Source organism: Kitasatospora sp. NPDC097691 (genome assembly GCF_040302665.1).
Taxonomy (GTDB): Bacteria; Actinomycetota; Actinomycetes; order Streptomycetales; family Streptomycetaceae; genus Kitasatospora.
This window is the reverse complement of record NZ_JBEORY010000042.1, coordinates 56,259-71,238: the sequence shown is the minus strand read 5'-3', so window position 1 is coordinate 71,238 and position 14,980 is coordinate 56,259. Positions and strand designations below refer to the sequence as shown.

11 protein-coding genes are annotated in these 14,980 nt (G+C 72.7%); 5 read left to right on the top strand and 6 right to left on the bottom strand.

What is annotated here, in order from left to right; all coding sequences use genetic code 11:
- A partial coding sequence (locus ABTY56_RS25970; RefSeq protein ID WP_350631583.1) for an aggregation-promoting factor C-terminal-like domain-containing protein occupies window positions 1-247 on the top strand: 247 nt, incomplete at its 5' end.
- A gap of 528 nt (window positions 248-775) precedes the next feature.
- Window positions 776-2,311 carry an AI-2E family transporter gene (locus ABTY56_RS25965; protein WP_350631582.1) on the top strand — a complete coding sequence of 512 codons (1,536 nt, stop codon included), beginning with the start codon at window positions 776-778 and terminating at the stop codon, window positions 2,309-2,311.
- 132 nt (window positions 2,312-2,443) lie between these two features.
- Here ABTY56_RS25965 and ABTY56_RS25960 read toward each other — a convergent pair whose 3' ends face one another.
- A complete protein-coding gene (locus ABTY56_RS25960; RefSeq protein WP_350631581.1) occupies window positions 2,444-2,986 on the bottom strand; it encodes an alkyl hydroperoxide reductase in 543 nt (180 codons plus the stop codon).
- Window positions 2,987-2,989: 3 nt separating this feature from the next.
- On the bottom strand, window positions 2,990-3,541 hold the full coding sequence (locus ABTY56_RS25955) for a peroxiredoxin (protein ID WP_350631580.1): 552 nt from the start codon (window positions 3,539-3,541) through the stop codon (window positions 2,990-2,992).
- A gap of 191 nt (window positions 3,542-3,732) precedes the next feature.
- Between ABTY56_RS25955 and ABTY56_RS25950 the strand changes: the two genes are divergently transcribed.
- Window positions 3,733-4,686, top strand: coding sequence for a LysR substrate-binding domain-containing protein (locus tag ABTY56_RS25950; RefSeq protein ID WP_350631579.1), 954 nt, complete (start codon window positions 3,733-3,735; stop codon window positions 4,684-4,686).
- Window positions 4,687-4,733: 47 nt separating this feature from the next.
- On the opposite strand, the gene ABTY56_RS25945 is transcribed toward ABTY56_RS25950, so the two are convergent.
- Window positions 4,734-5,381, bottom strand: coding sequence for a TetR/AcrR family transcriptional regulator (locus ABTY56_RS25945; protein ID WP_350631578.1), 648 nt, complete (start codon window positions 5,379-5,381; stop codon window positions 4,734-4,736).
- Window positions 5,382-5,519: 138 nt separating this feature from the next.
- Between ABTY56_RS25945 and ABTY56_RS25940 the strand changes: the two genes are divergently transcribed.
- Window positions 5,520-7,703: an MMPL family transporter gene (locus ABTY56_RS25940; RefSeq protein ID WP_350631577.1), complete on the top strand. Its 2,184-nt coding sequence runs from the start codon at window positions 5,520-5,522 to the stop codon at window positions 7,701-7,703.
- 136 nt (window positions 7,704-7,839) lie between these two features.
- Here the strand turns inward: ABTY56_RS25940 and ABTY56_RS25935 are convergent, their stop codons facing one another.
- The 3 genes from ABTY56_RS25935 to ABTY56_RS25925 all read right to left on the bottom strand — a co-directional run bounded on the left by ABTY56_RS25935 (window position 7,840) and on the right by ABTY56_RS25925 (window position 13,971).
- Window positions 7,840-9,684 carry a SpoIIE family protein phosphatase gene (locus tag ABTY56_RS25935; RefSeq protein WP_350631576.1) on the bottom strand — a complete coding sequence of 615 codons (1,845 nt, stop codon included), beginning with the start codon at window positions 9,682-9,684 and terminating at the stop codon, window positions 7,840-7,842.
- 83 nt (window positions 9,685-9,767) lie between these two features.
- The gene (locus ABTY56_RS25930; protein ID WP_350631587.1) at window positions 9,768-10,439 is read right to left on the bottom strand and encodes a class I SAM-dependent methyltransferase; all 672 of its coding nucleotides are present in this window, start codon (window positions 10,437-10,439) and stop codon (window positions 9,768-9,770) included.
- A gap of 577 nt (window positions 10,440-11,016) precedes the next feature.
- The gene (locus ABTY56_RS25925) at window positions 11,017-13,971 is read right to left on the bottom strand and encodes an AfsR/SARP family transcriptional regulator (protein ID WP_350631575.1); all 2,955 of its coding nucleotides are present in this window, start codon (window positions 13,969-13,971) and stop codon (window positions 11,017-11,019) included.
- Between the two features lie 215 nt (window positions 13,972-14,186).
- Between ABTY56_RS25925 and ABTY56_RS25920 the strand changes: the two genes are divergently transcribed.
- Window positions 14,187-14,471, top strand: a complete 285-nt coding sequence (locus tag ABTY56_RS25920) for a hypothetical protein (RefSeq protein ID WP_350631574.1) — start codon at window positions 14,187-14,189, stop codon at window positions 14,469-14,471.
- The last annotated feature ends 509 nt before the right edge of the window (window positions 14,472-14,980 follow it).

Here is a 14,980-nt window from a genome sequence, read left to right as displayed (position 1 = left end):
CGCCCAGTTCCAGTGCTTCAGCCAGATCGTGAAGCGCGAGAGCGGCTGGGACTACACCGCGACCAACAAGAGCTCCGGCGCGTACGGCCTCGTCCAGGCGCTGCCCGGCTCGAAGATGGCGTCGGCCGGTGCCGACTGGCGCACCAACCCGTCCACCCAGATCAAGTGGGGCCTCGACTACATGAACAGCCGCTACGGCAGCCCCTGTGGCGCCTGGTCGTTCTGGCAGGCCCACAGCTGGTACTAGGAGCGGCTGCCGCTGCGGCGGTGCACTCCGTACGGCCCCGGCCGCTCGCCCTTTCCGGGCGGGCGACCGGGGCCGTCGCCGTTCCGGTGCCCCGGGCAACCGGCGAGCGGCCGGGAGGAAGGCCGGGAGAAGGCCTGGGAGAAAGCCCGGGAGAGAGACGAACCGCGCCGCCCGGGCTGCGCTGACCAGTGCGCTCTCGGGCGGTGCGGTCCTGGTTGCGGACGCGGGGCGCGGGGAGGGGTCCTGGTTGCTCCCCGCACCGGCCGGTCCGCCGGCGGTTGGCTCTCGGTGCCCTCCGGAGCTGTGGTCTCCGGGGTCTCGTCCCGACTCCTCCCCAACGAAGTGCATCCGAAACACCGGGAAGATGACGATTTGCCCTGGTTCTCGGAAGCGGGTCGTCGAATCGAACTGACCGGCGGCCGGACTCGCCGCACCCTTGCCGGGTAGCGTCATCCCTGACGGCCGCGGCGGGACCCGCGGCGTACCGCCGGGCACGGCGGACCGGGCAGGGGATCGGTGGTAGCGAGGATGGCGCGGGGCGGAAAGGCCTTCAAGGCCGTGGCCAAGGGCATGGCCGTGGTGGCGAGCGCGGCTGCCGTGATCGAACGGCGCAGGCGCGCCGCGATGGCGGCCGACCCGCACGAGCTCGCCGTGCCCGTGCTCACGGAGGGTCACGCGCTCGTCGAGGCGCAGGTGCCGGTCGTCGAGGCGCCCGGCCCGGTGCCGGTCCCCCGGGTCGACCCCGCCCCCGCCTCCGCCCCGGCGCCGGCCGTGCCGACGGGGGCGCCGGCCGCCGAGGCTCCCGCGCCCGCCGCACCGGCTCCGGCCGCACCCGCCGCGCACGGGGGGCTCGGCCGCGAGTACCACCCGGGTCGGCCCGCCACCCCCGCCGAGGCGGTGCCGTGGGGCCTGCGGGTGGCCGCCGAGTCGACCTGGCGGCTGCTGCTGCTCGGGGCCGCGCTCTACGTCGTCTTCTACGTGGTCGACATGCTGCGGCTGGTCGCCTTCTCGGTGCTGGCCTCGCTGTTGATCGCCGCGCTGCTGGAACCCTCGGTGTCCTGGCTGCGCCGGCGGGGGGCGCCGCGCTCGCTGGCGGCCGGCGTGGTGTTCCTGAGCGGTCTGGCCGGGATCGGACTGGTCGGCTGGTTCGTGGTCTGGCAGGTGAGCACCAACCTGCCGGATGTCACCGCCCAGGTCAAGGACGGTGTCAACCAGCTGAGGGACTGGTTGATCACCGGGCCGCTGCACCTGACCCAGCAGCAGATCAAGGACTTCGCCGACCAGATCACCAAGGCGATCACCACCAACACCGATCAGCTCACCTCGGCCTCGATCACCGGCGCGCAGATCGCCGTCGAGGTGCTGACCGCGCTGCTGATGACCTTCTTCACCACCTTCTTCCTCCTCTACGACGGCGAGCGGATCTGGAACTGGGCGCTGCGCGGGCTGCCCCGGCACTCCCGCTTCGCGATGGCCGGAGCCGGCCCGAAGGCCTGGGCGACGCTCACCGCCTACGTGCGCGGCACCGTGTGCGTGGCCTTCATCGACGCGGTCTGCATCGGGATCGGCATCGACCTGCTGGGCGTCCCGCTGGCGATGCCGCTGGCCGTGATCATCTTCCTGGGCGCCTTCGTCCCGCTGGTCGGCGCACTGGTCACCGGCACCGTCGCCGTCCTGATCGCCCTCGTCACCCAGGGGCCGTGGACGGCGCTGATGGTGCTGGTGGTGCTGATCGCGGTGATGCAGGTCGAGAGCCACATCCTGCAGCCGCTGATCCTCGGCCGGGCCGTCCGGGTGCACCCGCTGGGCGTGGTGCTCGGCGTCGCGGCCGGCGGCATCATCGGCGGCATCGGCGGCGCGGTCGTCGCCGTCCCGCTGATCGCCGTCACCAACACCGTGATCACCCACCTCCGCCGTCGCAACGAGGCCGGCCAAGCCGTCTTCACCGCCCTCGAAGCCGCCCGCGAAGCCGCCGAACGCACCGCCGCCACCCACCCCGCCCCGGCCGCCCAGCCGACCCCTGTCGCTCAGCCGGCTCCGGTCGGCCGGCCCGCCACGGACTGACCGCCACGGACTGACCGCCGCGGGCAGGAGCAGGGCCGTCGGCAGGACGGCGCGGAGCGAGAGCACCGGGAAACGGCGGCGGGCCCCTCGCGGACGTGAGTCCGGGAGGGGCCCGCTCGGGTGCCGGGTGGGTCAGGCGGTGACGGCGGCGAGGGCGGCCTCGGAGTCGAGGACGCCGGCCACGGCCTGCAGGACGGCGGCGATCTTCATCGAGGCCTGGACGACCTCGCGCTCGACGCCGGCCTTGCGCAGGACGGCCTCGTGCGAGTCGAGGCACTGGCCGCAGCCGTTGATGGCCGAGACCGCGAAGCACCAGAGCTCGAAGTCGACCTTCTCGACGCCCGGGGTGCCGATGATGTTCATCCGCAGACCGGCCCGCATCGTGCTGTACTCCTTGTCGGAGAGCAGGTGCAGCGTCCGGTAGTAGACGTTGTTCATCCCCATGATCGCGGCCGCGCCCTTGGCAGCGGTGTACGCCTCGGGGGAGAGGTTGGCCTTGGCCTCCGGCTCCAGCTCGCGCAGCAGACCGGCGCTGCGGCTGGCCATCGCGCAGGACAGCACGGTGCCCCAGAGCTGCTGGGCCGGGAGGTCGGAGTTGCCGATGACCGAGCCCAGGTTGAGCTTGAGGTCCTTGGCGTAGTCCGGGAGGGCGGCCTTCAGGTCGTCGAGAGCCATGGGTCAGCCCGCCAGCAGGGCCTGGGCGTCGAGGGTGTCCTCGCCCTTGTTCCAGTTGCACGGGCACAGCTCGTCGGTCTGCAGGGCGTCCAGCACCCGCAGGACCTCCTTGGGGTTACGGCCGACGGAACCGGCGGTCACCATGACGAACTGGATCTCGTTGTTCGGGTCGACGATGAAGACGGCGCGCTGGGCGGTGCCGTCCTCGGCCTCGACGCCGCAGGCGCGCATCAGCTCGTGCTTGATGTCGGCCAGCATCGGGAAGGGCAGGTCGCGCAGGTCCTTGTGGTCCTTGCGCCAGGCGTGGTGCACGAACTCGGAGTCGCCGGAGACGCCGAGGACCTGGGCGTCACGGTCGGCGAACTCGTCGTTCAGCTTGCCGAACGCGGCGATCTCGGTCGGGCAGACGAAGGTGAAGTCCATCGGCCAGAAGAAGACGATCTTCCACTTGCCCTCGTAGGTCTTGTGGTTGATGTCAGCGAAGGCGCTCGCGGCGTCCAGGTCGACACAGGCCTTGAGGTCGAACTCGGGGAACTTGTCACCGATCGTGAGCACGTTCGCTTCTCCTGAAGTGAGATGAGGGGAGCTTTGTCCGGATTCCGGACACCCAGCACGATTCCACATCGTGGACTGATCAGGGAAATAGCTACACTGGATGTGTCTGATCGGAGATTGTTATCAGTACCGAATCCCCCACGTCGCGGCCGGGCTCCCGGCGCAGCGCCGCCGCCAAGGCCGACCCGACTGTGACGAGCGCCACGGTCCGCAGCCCGCGCACCCCGACCGTCGCCCAGCTGCGGGCCTTCGTGGCAGTGGCCGAGCACCGGCACTTCCGGGAGGCCGCCGCGGCGACCGGGACGAGCCAGCCGGCGCTGTCCGGCGCGGTCGCGGCGCTGGAGGAGTCGCTGGGCGCGCAGTTGGTCGAGCGTACGACGCGCAAGGTGATCGTCACACCGCTGGGGGAGCGCGTGCACCGGCACGCCCGTCGGGTGCTCGCCTCGCTGCAGGCGCTCACCGAGGAGGTCGAGGCCGCCCGCCGCCCGTTCACCGGGCCGTTGCACCTGGGCGTCATCCCGACCGTCGCGCCCTACCTGCTGCCCACCGTGCTGCGGCTGGTCCGCGACCGCTTCCCGGAGCTGGAACCGCACGTCCACGAGGAGCGCACCCCCTCGCTGCTGGAGGGCCTGGCCTCGGGGCGCCTGGACGTCCTGCTGCTGGCGCTCCCGGCCGGCGGGGCCTCCCCGACCCTGGACATCCCGCTCTTCGACGAGGACTTCGTCCTGATCACCCCGCCCGGCCATCCGCTCGCCGGGCGGATCGACGTCCCGCGCGACGTGCTGCTCGACCTGGACGTCCTGCTGCTGGAGGAGGGCCACTGCCTGCGCGACCAGGCGCTGGACATCTGTCGCGAGGTCGGCGCCGACCCTTCGGGTTCGACCACCCGTGCGGCCGGGCTGTCCACGCTGGTCCAGCTGGTCGCCGGCGGCCTCGGGGTGACCCTGCTGCCCGCCACCGCGCTGGACGTCGAGGCCGGGCGCGCCGACCGGCTGGCCGCCGTCCGCTTCGCCGATCCGGCGCCCGGCCGCCGGATCGGCCTGGCCGTCCGCCCGGGCTCGGCCCGCGGCGACGAGTTCGAGCGGTTCGCGGCGGCGCTGCGCGAGGTGCTGCTCGACCTGCCGGTCCGGATCGTCGGTTCCTGACCGTTCGGCCCTGAACGCCCGCCCGGCCGTCGGCTTCTGATCGGCCGTCAGCTCCCGTCGGTCGCGGGTGCCCGGAGGTCGGCGGGCGTGCCCAGGCAGAGCCCGACCGCGGTGGCCACCAGGACGTCCAGGGCCCGCAGGGTGTCCGGGCCGGGCTGCTCGCCGGGGGCGCGCAGCGACAGGTAACGGTCGGTCAGGCCGTGGAACCCGGTCAGGAAGTGGACGGCGATCTCCTCGGCGGGCGTGGCGAGTTGCAGGCCGTGCGCCTCGGCGAGCGCGGTGATCATCTCGGTCGCGGTGCCCTCGCTCTCCTGCTGGAGTCCCCGCATGATCTCCTGCAGGTCGGGGTCGCGCATCGCCAGCGCCGAGAACTCGGTGAGCAGCAGGCAGCGCCCGTCCGGCCCGGTCGAGCTCTCCCAGAGCGCGTGGACCAGTGTCCTGACCTGCTCGGCGAACGAGCCGTCGCCGGGGTAGGCGTCGCGGACGTAGCCGATGAACTCGGCGGTCAGCTGCTCGATCACGGCCCGGTAGAGGTCCTTCTTGGTGCCGAAGGTGTAGTGCACCGTCGCCTGTGCCACGCCCAGTTCGGCCGCGATCGCCCGGGTGCTGCCGGCGGCGATCCCCTCCCTGGCCATCAGGTCGATGGCGGCCTGGATCAGCTGCGGGCGGCGTTCGGAGGCGGGGACATGAGCCATTCAGCCAGGGTATCGCCATGGTCGGTCAACCGTGTCGGGCGATCCGGTCGGCTGCATCTGTCGAGCGACTTTGTCATGCGACAAACTTGCGCGTACGGTGGAGCGAGACCTGCGCTGACCGACTCCGAGGGACTGCCCATGGCCACGTACCTGTACCGACTGGGCCGCTTCTGCTTCCGGCGACGGCGCGCCGTCCTGGCCGTCTGGATCGCCGTGCTGATCGCGATCGGCGGGGCCGCCGGTGCCTTCGCCGGCAAGACCAGCGACGAGTTCAAGGTGCCCGGAACCGAGGCGCAGGCGACCCTGGACCGGATCAAGGACACCTTCCCGGCGCAGGGCCACGCCTCCGCCCAGGTCGTCTTCGCCGCCCACGCGCCCGGCGGCGCCACCGCGCCCGAGGCGGCCGAGGCGGTCGGCGAGGCCGTCGAGCGGATCGCCCACGTCCCCGGTGTGGCCGCGGTGCCCGACCCGTACGCGACCGGCGCCGTCTCACCGGACGGCCGGGTCACGATCGCCCTGGTCTCCTTCGACCACAAGCTCGCCGACGTCACCGACCGGCAGCGCGACGCGGTCGAGGCGGCGGCCGAACCGGCCCGCGCGGCCGGGCTGGACGTGGCCTTCGGCGGCGACGCGTACAACAAGTTCGCCCAGATCGAGGGCGGCTCCGAGTCGATCGGCCTGCTGGTCGCCGGGGTCGTGCTGGTGATCACCCTGGGCACGCTGGTCGCGGCCGGGCTGCCGCTGCTGACCGCGCTGGTCGGCGTCGCCGTGTCGATGGCCGGGCTGCTGGCGCTCACCGGCTCGTTCCAGATCATCACCACCGCGCCGGTGCTGGCCCTGATGGTCGGCCTCGCGGTCGGCATCGACTACGCGCTGTTCATCCTGTTCCGCCACCGGCGCCACCTGGACGAGGGCCTGGAACCGGAGGAGGCCGCCGCCCGTGCCACCGCGACCGCCGGAAGCGCCGTCGTCTTCGCCGGCCTGACCGTGGTCGTCGCGCTCGCCGGGCTCGCCGTCGCGGGCGTCCCGTTCCTCACCGTGATGGGCCTGGCCGCCTCCGGCGCCGTCGTGGTGGCCGTCCTGGTCGCGATCACGCTGCTGCCGGCGGTGCTGGGCTTCGTCGGCCGCTCCGTCGACCGGCTGCCGGTCTGGAAGCGGGCCCTGCGCACCTCCGGCCGGACCACCATGGGTGAGCGCTGGGCCCGCTTCGTGGTCCGCCGGCCGCTGCCCGTCCTGCTCGTCGGCCTGGCCGGGCTCGGCGCCATGGCAGTGCCCGCGGCGAGTCTGGACCTCGGGCTTCCGGGCGGCGGCTCGCAGGCCGTCGGGACGGACGCGCGCAAGGCGTACGACCTGGTCGGCGACAGCTTCGGGCCGGGCTTCAACGCGCCCCTGGTGGTGGTCGTGGACACCCAGGGCGCGCCGCACCCCGAGCAGGCGGTGCAGGGCGTGGCGGGCAAGCTGCAGACCCTGAAGGGCGTCCGGACGCTGCTGCCGCCGCAGGTCGACCGGAGCGGCCGGACGGCACTGGTGCCCGTCATCCCGCAGACCGGCCCGGACGACGAGGGCACCAAGGCGCTGGTCGACGAGATCCGCGGCCAACGCGCCGAGCTGAAGTCCGCCACCGGCGCGGACATCGCCGTCACCGGTACCGCCGCCGCCAACATCGACGTCTCCACCAAGCTCGGCCAGGCCCTGCCGCCGTTCGTCGCCGTGATCGTCGGCATCGCACTGGTGCTGCTCGCGCTGGCCTTCCGCTCGGTGCTCGTGCCGCTCAAGGCGGTGCTCGGCTTCCTGCTCAGCATCGGCGCCTCGCTCGGCGCGGTGGTCGCGGTCTACCAGTGGGGCTGGCTGGACGGCGTGATCGACGTGCCGAAGGTCGGCCCGGTGGTCAGCTTCGTGCCGATCCTGCTGATCGGGGTGCTGTTCGGGCTGGCGATGGACTACGAACTGTTCCTGGTCTCCGGGATGAAGGAGCAGCACGTCCACGGCAAGGCGCCGCGCGAGGCGGTCGTGGGCGGGGTCAAGGGCGGCGCCCGGGTGGTGACGGCGGCCGCGCTGATCATGATCTCGGTGTTCGGCGCCTTCGTCTTCGGCCACGACCCGATCGTCCAGCCGATCGGCTTCGCCCTCGCGGTGGGCGTGCTGGTGGACGCCTTCGTGGTGCGGATGGCGCTGGTGCCGGCCGCGATGGCGCTGTTCGGCAGGGCCGCCTGGTGGTTCCCGAAGCCGCTGGAGAAGGTCGTGCCGAAGGTGGACATGGAGGGCGAGCAGCTGATCGCGCGGCTGCAGGAGCAGCCGACGAAGGAGCCGGTCGGGGTCTGAGCACCCCGGTCGAGGCGCCCGGGACGAACCCGGGAGGCGTGCGAGGCGCCCGGTGGGAACCCGGGGAGGCGCCCGGTGGGATCCCGTCCGCCGGGCGCCCGCTCATGTCCCGGCGGGCACGCGGCCTTCGGGCGGCCTACGGCTGCGGCAGCCGCTGCTCGAACCAGACCACCTTGCCGGTGCCCAGCCGGGTCGCGCCCCAGCGGTCCGCGCACCTCGCCACTATCTGCAGCCCGCGGCCGCGCTCGTCGTCCGGGCCGGCCCGGCGCGGGCGCGGCAGCAGCGGACTGTCGTCGCCGACCTCGCAGCGCAGCCGGGTGGTGCGCACCAGGCTCAGGGTGATCGGCCGGGTCGCGTGCTGGACGGCGTTGGTCACCAGCTCGCTGACCATCAGCGCGGTCGCCTCGCTGAGCTCGTCCAGCCCCCAGCGGCGCAGGGTGTGCGCGGCCAGCCGGCGCGCCCGGCCCGGCGTCTCGTTGCGCGGCTGCAGGTACCAGTGCGCGACATCCCCGGCCGGGATGCCGTCGAAGCAGGCGCCGAGCAGGGCGATGTCGTCGCCGCGGTCGCCGGGCGGCAGGATCCGCAGCGCCTCCATGCACAGCTGCTCGGGGGACTGCCATCGGGCGGCGGCGATCCGGGCGCGCAGCACCTCCAGGCCGTCGCTGATCGGGCGGCTGCGGGTCTCCACCAGGCCGTCGGTGAACAGCAGCAGTGCCGAGCCGGGCGGCGCCGGCAGTTCGACCGAGTTGAAGTCCACCCCGCCGACCCCGATCGGCGCCCCGGAGTCCAGCTCCACCAACTCGGCGCTCCCGTCCGGGCGGACCAGCACCGGCGGGACGTGTCCGGCGTTGGCCAGCACCACCCGGTTGGCGATCGGGTCGTAGACCGCGTACACGCAGGTGGCCAGGTGCTGTTCGCGGCCGAGCCGCTGGGCCTGCTCGTCCAGGTGGTAGAGCACCTCGTGCGGCGGCAGGTCGAGGGCGGCCAAGGTCTGGGCGCTGGTCCGCAGTTGGCCCATGATGGCGGCCGAGGTGAGCGAGTGGCCCATCACGTCGCCGACGATCAGGGCGACCCGGTTGCCGGGCAGCGGCACGGCGTCGTACCAGTCGCCGCCGACCTGCGCGCCGCGCTCGCCGGGCAGGTAGCGCTGGGCGAGCCGGACCCCGTGCGGCTGCGGCAGCCGCAACGGCAGCATGCTGCGCTGGAGTTCGTTGGCTATCTCCCACTCGCGGGCGTACCGCAGGGCGGTGTCCACGGCCAGCCCGGCCTGGGTGGCGAGGTGCGCGGCGGTCGCGGTGTCCGCGGCGTCGAAGACCGGGCGGCCGGTGCGTTCGGGAGGGCGGCGGATCAGCACCAGCAGCCCGAGGACGGCCTTGCGGCCGCGCAGCGGCAGGGCCACCACGGAGGTGCCCGCGGCCAGCCGGGCCACCCCGCGGGTGCCGTACAGCTCGCGCAGCAGCACCTCGGTGCGCTCGGCGCCGGGCGTGCCGATGACGGCCGCTTCGGCGGGGCGACGGCTCAGCAGGGCGTGCGCGAGCGCCCCGCCGCGGGTCACCGGGGTGGCCGGGCCACTGTCGGCGGTCGAGCGGGCGCCGTAGCGGGAGCGGCGCCGGTCGTCGAAGCCGCCCGGGCGGCCGCGGCGGCCGATCCGGGTGCCGGTGCTGTGGTGGATCCGCAGCTCCTCCGGGAAGCCGGGCTCGCGTTCGACGTTGGGCAGCGGGTCGCGGAGGTGGACCACCGCGGCGTCGGCCAGGGTCGGGACCAGCACCCGGCCGATGTTGCGCAGCGTCGCGGCCAGGTCGAGGGCGCTGTTGATCCGCCGGGTCGCCGAGTCGAGGTAGGCGAGGCGGTCCGCCACGTCGGCGCGCTCCGGTCGCGCGGCCGGCGGCCTCGCCGGGGCCTGCGCCCGGGCCGGGACCTGGCGGCGCTGGCCCGGGACGGCGGGCGGCTGCTCCGCCTCGGTCTTGAGCTGGTCGCGCACGGGTGCCTGTCCTGGATTCGGTGTGGTCGGTGGGTGTTCTGGTCGGGGTGTTCCAGTCTGGGGTGTTCCGGTCGATCGGTCGATCAGCCGACGCGTCGACAACACAGGAACAGCTGTTCCTCCGGCGGCAGCGAGGTACTGGCCGGCGCGTACGGATGCCCCGAACACTCCTCGACGGCGAAGCCGGCCGCGACCAGAACCCGTTCCAGATCCTCCCTCAGATACCCACTGATCCGCAGCTCTCTGCCAAGGAACGGAAGCGGAACGTGATCCAGGTCCGCCTCGACCATACCGAGCGCCAGCAGCCCGCCCGGCCGCAGGAGTTCGCGGAGCCGCCGGAGCACGGTGGGGATCTCGTCCTGCGGCAGCAGGATCAGCGAGAAGAAGGCGGTGACGGCGGCGAAGGCGCCGTGGCCGTCCGGGCCGAGCGCGGGGACGTTCCAGACCCGGTCGGCGCGCTCGGTGGCCAGATCGTACAGGTCGATCCGATGGAACACCGGCGGGAACGAGCCGGGGAACGCCGCCCGCCGGGCCAGGGCGAGCATCACGTCGGAGAGGTCCACGCCGGTCACCCGCAGCCCGGCCCCGGTCAGCTGGCGGACGGTGGGATCGCCGGTGCCGCAGCCCACGTCCAGGACCCGGGCGCCGGGTTCGAGCTCGGCGAGCAGCCGCCGGCCGCAGGCCAGCTGCCCGTCCTTGGCGGGGAAGGCCTCGCCGTACCCCGCGCCGATGGTGTCGAAGGCGACCGCCTGCAGGGCACGGGCCGCGCGGCGCCGCCGTACCTCGGGTTCGTCGTCCCCCGCGTCCTCGCCGACGGGGAACGCGTCGGATATCTGTCCGGTCGTCACGTTGAGAGGCACCCTTCCACCCGTGGCCTCCGGTCGGCTCCTCGGCGGCCTCGCGGGCCGCTGCCGGTGGCGGTGTGTCACGCTCCCCGCAGCACACAGACGGACTGCACCCCGACGCGCTCTGCGGCAGACACTCGTGTGCGTACTGGCATCTGAGAATATGCGTGATCACCGCGTCGTGGGGTCCCTTTCCGGCCAACTCGTCGTGCTTGGGTCGATGTGGCCGGGGTTGCGGAAGCACGACGGTGCGGGCAGGGGTGGTGCGCGGGGCCCCGCACGCCGTACGACGCGCCGGGGTGGCATCGCTGACCTGCGGTTTCTTCGGTCCGCAGGCTGACTATCAGGCGTTTATCGAACGTCAATCGGTCCGGTGCACAGTGGAGTCCAGCGCCGGGGAAGCGTTGAGGGCGCTCCCGCAGCCGGGGGGCTGCGGGAGCGCCGACGCGCAGATCGGGGGAGGTTCTCCGCGGGGGAGCGGAGGCCTTTACGGCGCGGGGGGAGAGAAGGGCTCGGTGTGCTGGCGGGAGATGAGGTCCGCCACGGGGGAGGCCTCTGGCACACCGAGCCGCGTGAAGATCGCGTGCGCCTCCTGGAGACACGCGAGCCCGCGAGCGGGCTGGGCGAGGGCGAGCAACGCCTCGCCCAGCGCGGCGTTGGCCAGGCCCTGGCAGTAGGCGGAGTCCATCTCCTGGCCGATCGCGAGCGATTCGCCGGCTGCCTCGGCAGCGTCGGCGTGCTGCCCGGCGGCGAGCAGGGCGGAGGCGAGGCGGGCCAGGGTGTAGCCCTCCCAGAGGGGGTTGCGCTGGGACTGGTAGAGCTGGTGGGCCTCTCGAAGATGGGGGACGGCCTCGCTGCCAGTGAGCACGACGCCGAGTTGGTAGAGCGTCTGGGCGAGCAGCGGGTCGCTGTTGGACTGCCGCGCGGCCTCGACACCCTCGCTGGCGGACTTGATCGCCGTCTCGATCATGCCGAGCCGGTGCTGCACCCGGGCGATGTTGCCAACGAGTCGCGCCTCGCCGATCGCCGTGCCCACCGCCCGGTTGGTCGCGTGGGCCTGTTCCAGGAACGGGAGGGCTTCGGCCGGACGATTGCCGACGCTCAGGATCACGCCGAGAGTGTTGGCCGTGGCCAGTACCAGGACGGACGGTTCGTCCGGCGTCTGCCGGTCGAGGCTGCGGCGCAACGAGTGCTCGGCACCCTGGAAGTTGCTGGTGATGTTCTGAAGGCTGCCGAGCGCGAAGTACGCCCGGGCAATCCCGGCCGAGTCGTCAAGGCGCTGCGCGTCCTCGCCGATGGCCTCCAAGATCGGGATCAGGCGCGGGCCGCGGGTCGGATCCGGGTCGATGCTGAACAGGTAGTTCAACAGGTCCACAGCCGCGCGCTGCAGGGCGCCGGGGCCACTCGCCGCGGCCTCGACGACGCTGAGCAGCAGGGCTCCCTCGGTACGCAGCCAGTCCTGCGCGGCCTGGCTCGTCGGCAGGTCGAGTCCTGGTGAGGTGACCGCGGTCAGCAGTTCGGGGAGCGGGTCATCCGGTTCGATGACCTGGGCTGCGTTGCGCACGGTCGGGATCAGGAGGTCGAGCAGTCGCAGCACCGCCCGTTCCTGCTCTCCAGCGTCCCCGATCCGCTCGTTCTGCCGCTGGGCGTAGAGGCGCAGCAGGTCGTGGTAGCGGTAGCGGCCCGGGGTGAAGCACTCCAGCATGTTCGCCTCGACCAGGGCCTCCGCGAGGTCTTCGGCGGTGTACTCGTCCACGCCGAGCAGCGCCGCGGCGGCCGCCAGCGGGATGTCGGGGGAGTCGATCAGGGCGAGGAGTCGAAAGGCGCGGGCTTCGTCGGTGGACAGCTGTCCGTAGCCGAGCCCGATGGTGGTCTCCACGGCGAGGTTGCCGAGTTGGAGTTCGTCCAGCCGCCGGCGCTGGTCCGCTAACCGGCGGGCCAGGTCGGAGACGCTCCAACGCGGTCGGCTGGCCAGCCGGGCGGCGGCGATGCGGACGGCGAGCGGCAGGAAGCCACAGGCCGCGACCACCTTCATGGCCGCTTCCGGCTCGGCGGCGACCCGCTGCTCGCCGACGATGGCCGAGAAGAGCGCCAGCGCCTCGTCCGGGGTCAGCTCCTCCACGTCGAACAGCTGGGCGCCCGGGATGCCGGCCAGCCGGGACCGGCTGGTGGCGAGCACCGCGCAGCCGGAGACGCCGGGGATCAGCGGTCGGATCTGCTCGGCGTCCCGCGCGTTGTCGAGCAGGATGAGCATCCGCCGGTTGGCGAGCAGCGAGCGGTAGAGGGCGGCGCGCTGTTCGAGCGAGTCGGGGTTCTCGGTGACACCGAGCGCGTGCAGGAAGTCGCCGAGGACGACGACCGGGTCGGCGGGCGAGGCGCCGGCCCCGCGCAGGTCGACGTACAGCTGGCCGTCCGGGAACTCGGCGCGGACGCGGTGGGCGACGTGCACCGCGAGGGTGGTCTTCCCGACGCCGCCGATACCGGCCAGGGAGGTCACCACCACGGCCTGGCCGGTGGCGCTCATCAGCACCGTCGAGAGGTCGCCCACCAGCTCGGTCCGACCGCTGAAGTCCGATACGTCAGCGGGCAGTTGAGCAGGTGCCGGAGGGGCGGTGGGGCCCTCCTCGCGGGCCGCGGGCGTGGCCGGAAGGACGAGGTCGGGATCGGCAGCCAGGATGCGCGTGTGCATCGCGGACAGGCCCGCGCCCGGCTCGACCCCGAGCTCCTCGATCAGCAGCTTGCGGGTGTCGGTGTAGACGCCGAGCGCCTCGGCCTGGCGCCCGCAGCGGTACAGCGCCAGCATCAGCAGCTCTCGCAGCCGTTCGCGCAGCGGGTGTTCAGCCGTCAGGGTGTTGAGTTCGCCGACGATCTCCGCGTGCAGGCCGATGTCGAGGGCGACGGTGCACAGCTCCTCCGAGGCCGCCACCTGGCGTTCTCCCAGCCGCAGCCGCTGGGCGTCGGCGTAGGGGCCCGGAATGCCGGTGAGGGGTCGACCGCTGAACAGGGCCAGCGCTTGCGTCAGCAACTGGTGCGCTTCGTGCTTGTCGCCCGTCGTGCGGGCGGCCGAGGCCTCGGAGGAGAGGCGCTCGAAGACCGTCAGGTCGAGCGCCTCGCCCGGGACGCGCAGCGCGTAGCCGTCGGCGACCGAGACCAGGAGTTCGGCGGGGCGGCGCACCTCCCGGCGGGGCTCGATGACGGAGCGCAGGCGTGAGATGTAGGTGCGGAGCGCCGCTACGGCCTGGGCCGGAGGCCGGTCGCCCCAGAGAGAGTCGACCAGGTCCTGGGTGGTGACCGGACGGCCGGAGTGCAGCAGAAGAGTGGTCAGAACCGCCTGCTGCTGGGGGGAGCCGAGGGAGAGGGGCCTTCCGTCGAGCCAGGCCTGGACCGGACCGAGGACTTGGAAGCGCAGCGCAGGGCCCTGCGGCGTCTCCCGAAACTCCATGAAGTCCCCCGATGGCCTGTGGTGTCGATTCCGTGAAAGGGCGCTCGGCGGTCCGCCGCGGTGCTTCAGCTTAGGGCGGGCGCCTGACTCTGCCGGATGGCGCCGCAAGTCACACGATGTTTATCGGACATTTAATCAACCCTACGATACTGTCCCGGCGCCCGCGCCACGGAGGTCGGGCAAGACACAATTGATGACCGAAAGGCGGCCGCCCAATGGCCAACGACCAGAGCGAGACCCCGGTGGCGTCGACGCCCGAGAACGGGACGAAGACCGACGCCCCGGCCCCCGCTGTGGAGGCGGGCAAGGCTGTCGAGGGCGCGGTGGCCGCGTCCTCGAACCCGACCGAGTACACCGCGCCGACGGACGCGCAGAAGAACGCGATCGAGAACGACTTCTTCGGTGACGAGGCCGACCACGTGGTGGAGCCCACCACGCCGGCCACCGATCGGCCGGAGGGGCCGTATGAGCCGGAGAGCGTCATCGCCGGCCACCCGTAAGCAGGCTGGCCTGCTCCGCGTCTTGGTTGTGTGGGCGCTGGGCGATCTCGTGTCCGGTCTGTGACCTGCAGGCTGACGGCGTGTAGTCTCGAACTAGCGTTCGCCCAGGGGGGTGGACCTGGCAAGTTGGAGGGGTTCTATGAGCAAGCTTCGTCGGGTTGCTGTGGTCGCCGTGTCGACCGTTGTTGTGACCGCCGGCTATGTGGCGACCGCCGCTGGTGCCTTCGCGAACGTCGTCGGCGGCCACCCGTAAACCGTGCCGCCCGAGTGCCCTGTGCCCCCGTGCCCCCGTCCGGGCGCGGGGGCGCTGTCGGTTATGTGCACGCCAGTTCGTGCGCTGGTGCGCCGGTGGCCGATTCCCGTCCCTGGCGCACGCATGGTGACCGGTGTCATCCGTAACGTGCCCGGCGGGGTGCGCGGGGCGTTCCGGAATTCCGGATTCACCGGGGGGATAGCAGGGTCCGGAATGTAGCCGTTCGCGTGGATTTCGCCGGAATTACCGGAGGCGA